We start from the raw sequence: 5,037 nt of genomic DNA, 5'->3' as shown, positions 1-5,037 counted from the left end.
GCTAGGGCTATTTCTATGTTAGCCAAAATGTTAGCCAACTTTAAAATTAATAATAATTAATAAAAATAAGATTGCTGATATAACGGCATTTACAATTAATAAAAATCGATAAAAACCATAAATAATGATCCGGGTGAGATTCGAACCCACGACCCACGGTTTAGAAGACCGTTGCTCTATCCAGCTGAGCTACCAGACCGTCAGTTTTGCGTATTCCTGCGCAAGAACAGTAACTATTATAGAGAAAAATTTTTGTAATTGCAACCAGAAATTGCGATTTTGTTTAAATAATTTTAAAGCAAGGTTGGTGTTAGCAAAGAAGAGATTGTAAGATTAATATGTTAATTGTAGTTTGTAATCGGTATAATTAAAATAATTATTTTAAATGATTGGAAAAATTATGAAACATAAATTACTAAAATTTATCTGTCTCTTAGGCATGCTTTTACTTAGCTTAACCCCTGTACAAAAAGTAAAAGCAGATGTTGATTATGATATTGCTAAAAATATCACAAGTGCCAAAGTCAATTCTGATGGTTCTTTGTCGATGAAAAGGGCAATTACCTATCAATTCAATAGTCGAGCACATGGCGTTTATTACCGGCAAGTTTTAAATTCAAATCAAAAAATTGAAGACGTAAAAGTACAGGTAAAAAATGAAAATCAAAAAAGAGAAACAATTAATAACTATGTTCTTAAAAAAATGAAACGTGGATATCGCTTTAAAGTATTTTATCCCATAAAAAATCACAGCCATTTTACTGTGACGTATTTTTATCGCATAACCAATGCTATTACTAATTATCGTGACGTTGCTGAACTTAATTTTAAGATTATTGGTAATGGTTGGGACACTGACTTAGACTATGTCAAGGCAAGCGTAATTTTTCCAAGGCCTGTTAAAGGACTGAAAGCCTGGGCTCACGGGCCGCTAGATGGCTACCTAAAAGTTAATCCTAAAAAAGAAAAAATTGTTATGATAGCTGAGAATCTTGGTGGCGACACCGGTATAGAAGTTCATACTATTTTCCCCTTGAGTATCACAGCCAAAAATAAAAATGTTAAAAATAAGAATCACCGAAAAGCAGTTATAAAGCAAGAGAAAGAATTAGCTCAAGCAACTATTAAAAATAGGCGGAAAAGAGAAAGAAGAAGTATTTGGTTAATAGCACTAAGTTTGATTATAGGACTTTTAGGTATTATTAAAGGCTTCAGAACAAAAGCGGTTGGTTTGAAGCCGCGCAAGAGTCGCGAATTGGCTCATAATTATGAAATACCTGATGTAGATCCAGTATTAGCGCAAATTTTGGATACTGCTAACAAGCCAGATAACAAGGCCTTTACGGCATACTTAATTAGCTTAGCAGCTAAGAAAAAGATCAAGATAGAAGATTTTAAGGTTCATCGTAAAACTTATTACCAAATAACATTGCTAGACAAAGGTATTCTTGATAATGATATTTTAATCAAAACTCTATTCAATAGCGTTGGTGATGGTAACCAATTCACGACACAAGAATTGAAAAAGTACCATGGTAAAAAGCTTGGAAACTCTTTTGATACCTGGGCAACTAATAATTTTGACAGTAAAGAAAAACAAGTATATTTACCTGATACGTTGACGAATAGTCGGGCTAAAGTTATCGGTATTATTATTTTGACGATGGCAGTGAGCTTTGCATCTGCGGTGATTGCATTAACAAGTTCTTTAAAATATCTTTTGGTAATAGTTATAGGTGAAGCTTTAATTCTGCTTTTGAGTCTTCTTGCTTTAGTTTATAGTAATAAAAAGATTGGTATTTACTCTGAAAAAGGCAAAAATGAAACTGAAAAGATACGCGGTTTTAAAAAAATGCTGAGAGATATCGGCAAGTTTAAAATGAAAGATGTCGGTGATCTCATACTATGGGAAGATATTATGCCTTATGCCGTTTCTTTCGGTTTAGCAGATAAAGTAATGAAAGAAATGAAAATCGAATTCAGTGAGGAAGAGATTCAAAACAGTAATTACTTCTATTATGGTTTTATTTCAAACACGGGAAAAGACAGTTTTTCTTCCAACTTTGATTCTTGTTTTAGTGACGGTATATCTTCTGGCTCTAGCAGTTTCTCAAGTGGTTCATCCGGCGGCTTTGGCGGAGGTTCTGGTGGAGGAGCTTTCTAGTTTGTCTTCTGACTAAAAGCCTGGCTTAAAGATTGGTTTTTGCATTTGCTATAATTAAGTAAATTTCTAAAAAGATAGGTAAAATTATGTTCGATTATCGCAGTAATTTAAAAAGAATTCTTAATCAGACAGCTGGGGATGATAAGAGCTTAAAAAATGGGATAGCAGCAATTAAATTAATTTTGGGCATGACTGATGAGCAAACTGCAAAAGTAACAGCCAAAAATAATATCGAAGTTGACTTGCAGCAACTTAATTTACTATTAACCAGCTTAGCCGGGTTAATTAAAAATCCTGGAGATATTGCCAGTAAGAACACGGCACTTTCGGCAATTCAAAAATTAACGCTTGCTCCAAATATTAATAAAAAATATCGCCAAAATTTGGTTAACCTAAAGCAAGCAATTAAATTGATGCAAACGCATATGGATATGATTGATAAAAAAGTTTTCGAAGAAGCCCTTGAAATTCCTCAAAAGAGTAAGAGAGATTATCGGAAAGGAAAACGCTATACAGTAATTCGTTTGCTATCTGGCTGTGATTTGATTAATGATAGTAATAGAAGAGTGTATACGTTGAAAGAGTCTCAAATTCATTCCTTAAACTTAAAAAGTGGTGATATTGTAGAGGCCGTCCCAGAAGATAAGGATTCACATTATGAAGCAACAATTTTACGCGTTGTTGGCTTTCGTGAACTGCCGTCTATGGAAGTTGATTCAATCTCAACATTTAAATATGCGGTAGTGCAAGGACGTGCAGGCCATTTATCTATTACTCGCAATGCACAAGGAAAGAAATTGCGTGTTAATGGTAAGGCGATTCTTCTTCCTATTGATTCGAGTAAGTATTGGGATGAAAACATTAGATTAGTTGATGGTTCAATTGTTGACTTGGCTTGGTATGACGGTGATGTCCGTTTGAAAAAAAGCCCTGAAGATGCAATTCAAATCCGTTGGGTTTATGAGCTTGAGCAGCCGCAGAAGCATAGTACGGCTAAAAAGAAAAAAAGTACTACTGCAGAAAAAGATGATAACTTAACTAAATTGGCATTGGATTTACATTATCAAAGAGTAGGCATCGCTATTGGTAATAACAAGAATGAAGCAATGCTGGAAGGGATAGTCAAAAGGTATAACGGTATACCTATCCCAATTGATGCTTTCCAGGGCAAGAAAAAAATCATGGAAAATCAGATCAAGGATCTGGATATAGTAATCCTGGTAACGGCATTTGCTGCTCATGACAGTACTTGGAATATTAGTGAATTTGCTAGTAAATATCACATCAAATTTGCTGTTAGTTCAAGTAAAGGCTATCAAGCGTTTGAGCGGGCTTTGTACCGTGCGGAAAAGGGTTTGCCAGCCTATGAAGGTAATCAAACAATCGATTATCAGGTTGGAGATTGATAGCCAAAATAATTTTCTTTATAATTTCTTAATAATTTAAGAAAAAAAGGTCAACCTTGTGTTTTTAGCTCATGCAATTTTACTGCACGTTAAATAGAAAACCCCTATTTCTTGCATAATTTAGCATTTTTCCTGTACAATATTAAATAACAATTTTATGGAAGGAAGATGAGATGAAAACAAAAACGCAAACGCATACCTGGCAATATTGGCTTTTTTTCTTAGCTGGTTTGGAAATAATTACAATATCAATAAATTTCTTTTATGCTCCTATTAATGTTGCTGCAGGTGGTTCTACGGGTATTTCAATATTGATTGATGCCGTTTGGGGAATTAACCGCTCTATTTCGGTATTTGTAGTCAATGCTCTGATGCTTATTTTGGCCGCTATCTTTTTAGGTAAAGAAACTTTGAAAAAAGTGGCTTTAGGCAGTCTTTTAGTACCTGTGTTAATGGCAATTACTCCAAGTTTTAAATTGACTTCCAATAATATGCTTGCAGTTATCTATGGTGGGGTCTTAATGGGTGTTGGTGTTTCAATGCTATATCGCATTAACGCTTCATCCGGAGGGACTACAATTCCGCCTCTAATTATTAAAAAGTATTTTTATATTGATCCCGCACTGTCATTGATGGTTATCGATATGTCTGTTATTTTTCTGAATATCTTTGTTGATGGCACTGAAGCCTTTTTGCTTGCAGCTTTTTCTCAGGTAATTACTACAATGACTATGCGTTATACAGAAACTGGTTTTGATAAAAAATATCAGGTTCGTATTATGAGTAACAATAAGTTGGAAGAAATTCGTCAAATGTTGCAGCAGGATTATGATGGGCTGACCGTTTACAATGTCGTAGGTGGTCATAGTGATCAGGATAAGCAACAGCTGGTGATTGTTGTTGATACTAATGAATATGGTCAGCTAGTTGCTAAAGCCCGTAAAATTGATAGTGAAGCATTTATCGTCACAGAAAACATTGCCAAAGTTCATGGTGGTAAATGGCAAATTTAAACCTAACTTAGCTGATAAAGAAACCATTTTTTATTGCTAAATGAACTTGATAGTAGTATGATGTAGTAGTTGTATTTGTGGGTTCCTCCACATCTGCAACCGCACATTTTGAGGTAATAAGTCTTGTTTAGGGCACCTCAATTGGCGAGTCTAAGTAATTTTTGGAGGGTAGTAAATGTACGCAATTATTAAAACCGGTGGAAAGCAATATAAAGTTGCTGAAGGCGATAGTGTTTTTGTTGAAAAGCTTGATGCTGCAGAAGGCAAGGAAGTTACCTTTGATGAAGTAGTTCTTACTTCAGATGGCAAGGACGTTAAAGTTGGTACACCGTTAGTTAAAGGTGCTAAAGTTGTTGCTAAGGTTGAAAAGCAAGGTAAGGAAAAAAAGGTTGTAACCTTTAAGTACAAGCCTAAGAAGCACTCACATTCAAAATATGGTCACCGTCAACCTTAT

At 34.7% G+C, this 5,037-nt stretch carries 4 protein-coding genes, 1 tRNA gene and 1 other annotated feature; of the genes, 4 read left to right on the top strand and 1 reads right to left on the bottom strand.

Annotated elements, in window-relative coordinates:
• Nucleotides 1-125: 125 nt before the first annotated feature.
• Nucleotides 126-199 (bottom strand) — tRNA-Arg (locus Q0K80_RS09800).
• A 201-nt stretch (nt 200-400) separates the two neighbouring features.
• On the opposite strand from Q0K80_RS09800, the gene Q0K80_RS09795 reads away from it, so the two are divergent.
• The 4 genes from Q0K80_RS09795 to rplU form a co-directional block, all read left to right on the top strand.
• Nucleotides 401-2,164, top strand: coding sequence for a DUF2207 domain-containing protein (locus Q0K80_RS09795; RefSeq protein WP_294605865.1), 1,764 nt, complete (start codon nt 401-403; stop codon nt 2,162-2,164).
• 86 nt (nt 2,165-2,250) lie between these two features.
• Nucleotides 2,251-3,570, top strand: a complete 1,320-nt coding sequence (locus Q0K80_RS09790; protein WP_294605863.1) for a DUF2325 domain-containing protein — start codon at nt 2,251-2,253, stop codon at nt 3,568-3,570.
• A 173-nt stretch (nt 3,571-3,743) separates the two neighbouring features.
• Nucleotides 3,744-4,583 (top strand): YitT family protein, encoded by an 840-nt coding sequence (locus Q0K80_RS09785; RefSeq protein WP_294605861.1) that lies wholly within the window; start codon nt 3,744-3,746, stop codon nt 4,581-4,583.
• 87 nt (nt 4,584-4,670) lie between these two features.
• Nucleotides 4,671-4,745, top strand: a sequence feature (ribosomal protein L21 leader region).
• Between the two features lie 13 nt (nt 4,746-4,758).
• Nucleotides 4,759-5,037, top strand: a 279-nt coding sequence (rplU, locus tag Q0K80_RS09780; protein ID WP_294605859.1) for a 50S ribosomal protein L21, incomplete at its 3' end; no start/stop codon positions are given.

It is taken from the genome of uncultured Lactobacillus sp., from assembly GCF_945290125.1.
GTDB classification, from domain to species: domain Bacteria; phylum Bacillota; class Bacilli; order Lactobacillales; family Lactobacillaceae; genus Lactobacillus; species Lactobacillus rizhaonensis.
Note: the sequence above shows the minus strand (reverse complement) of the source record. Positions and strands in the feature narration are given on the sequence as shown.